Genomic DNA, 1,048 nt, shown 5'->3' with positions numbered 1-1,048 from the left:
GCTGGACAATATCGAATCACCATCGAAATCAAAGGCAGTCCGATTGACCCGCAAACCCCAAGGTTACGTTACGAGGCGGTGATCAATCTGTAACTCGTCCCATGAAAAACGGGCCTCTGGCCCGTTTTTCATAGCATGCTTTCCTTGAAAAAACGCAACAAATCCAACCGAAAATCCTCCGGTTTGATTGCCTTTTCGATACTGTCTTGGCAATAACGATCACCAAGATCCAAGTCATAAGGTGCAACGTGTGTTTTTGACTTCGCGTTGTAAAACACTTTGACCACTGGCTTCAAAGGTTCCAGACGATTGCTTTTGATCACCATTCCGATTTTGCCGCTGTCCAACTTGACCAAGGTGCCGACAGGGTGCAGGCCCATCACTGCAATAAATTTCATGAGCAATGGTTCATCGAAATGGCTACCTGCCATGCCTCGCATCAATTTCAATGCCTTAAACGGTACCATGCCTTCCTTATAAACCCGATCGGCGGTCATGGCATCATAGACATCCACAATGCTGATCATTTTGTCGTACATGGTCAACTCGCTGGCACTCAACCCCCGTGGATAGCCTTGTCCATCCACTCGCTCGTGATGACGCGCCACCACCTGCTTGGACACATCTGCCATGCCCGCTATCTCGCTCACAACCTCGGCGCTGTATGTCGCATGCTTTTTCATGATTTCATATTCTTCAGGGGTCAATCGGCCAGGCTTGTTCAAAATCTTGTCCGGAATGCGGATTTTCCCGATGTCGTGCAAAAAAGCCCCTTGCGCCAATTGTCTGATCAAGGCTTCATCAAGGCCCAGGGCACGCGCAAATACCATCATCAGGATGCTGACATTGATGGAGTGCTCAAGCAAATAAGCATCTTTCGTGCGCATCCGCGTCAAACAAAGCAACGCATCCTGATTACGAAACAAGGATGTCATCATGCTATCTGTCAGCGAGGCGACGGGTGCCAAATCAAGTGGCGCCCCTTGGCGAACTTTCTCAAATGCTTTCTTCTGGAACTCACGCGCCTCATCGTAGAGCCTCGTGGCCT

Annotated in this window: 1 protein-coding gene; it reads right to left on the bottom strand. The window is 49.5% G+C overall.

What is annotated here, in order from left to right; translation table 11 throughout:
- Window positions 1-128 precede the first annotated feature (128 nt).
- On the bottom strand, window positions 129-1,048 hold a 920-nt coding region (locus D6694_00190; protein ID RMH48708.1), incomplete at its 5' end, for an HD-GYP domain-containing protein.

The sequence above is a fragment of the Gammaproteobacteria bacterium genome (assembly GCA_003696665.1).
Taxonomy (GTDB): Bacteria; Pseudomonadota; Gammaproteobacteria; order Enterobacterales.
This window is presented reverse-complemented; position numbering and strand designations above follow the sequence as displayed.